Raw genomic sequence first — 782 nt, 5'->3', positions numbered from 1 at the left:
CGCCGGGCAGTTTCGCGGTGCAGGGCAATTCCCTGCTGATTCATACCCGTGGTTTCAATGACAGCGACGGTGGCGAGCAGTCCGAGCGTATTCGGCTGTCCCTGTCCGGCGGGCTGATTCGCAGCCTGGAAGCCGGCGGCGATCGCCTGGCCCGGCTGGAGCCATTGCAGATCGGCAGTATTCACCCCCAGCACGCTGAGGACCGGGTACTGGTGCCGCTGGATAAGGTGCCGCCGTTGCTGGTGGACATGCTCATCGCCACCGAAGACCGCAGTTTCTACGACCACCATGGCATTTCCCTGCGCGGCTTGAGCCGCGCCATGCTGGCCAATATCAAGGCCGGCGGCCTGGTGCAGGGCGGCAGTACCCTGACCCAGCAGCTGGTGAAGAACTTCTGGCTCAGCTCCGACCGGACCCTGTCGCGCAAGCTGATGGAAATGCCCATGGCCTTGCTGCTGGAGCTGCATTACAGCAAGGACCAGATTCTCGAGGCCTACTTGAATGAGGTCTATCTCGGCCAGGACGGCGCCCGCGCCATTCATGGTATGGGCCTGGGAGCGCAGTTCCTGTTTGGCCGACCGCTGGAAGAACTGGAACCCCATCAGCTGGCGACGCTGGTGGCCTTGCTGAAAGGCCCCAGCTGGTACGACCCGCGCCGCCGTCCGGAGCGGGCCATGGAGCGCCGCAATACCGTGTTGAAAGTGGCTCGTGACGAAGGTGCCTTGTCCAGCGCGGACTACAACAAGTACAGCGCCCGGCCGCTGGAAGTGGTGCCGCGGGGT

At 64.1% G+C, this 782-nt stretch carries 1 protein-coding gene; it reads left to right on the top strand.

The window, feature by feature from the left end; genetic code table 11:
- The coding region (locus tag A3730_RS18290; protein WP_197477521.1) for a transglycosylase domain-containing protein at nt 1–782 on the top strand (782 nt) is incomplete at both ends.

This window comes from Alcanivorax sp. HI0044, assembly GCF_001634945.1.
This window is presented reverse-complemented; position numbering and strand designations above follow the sequence as displayed.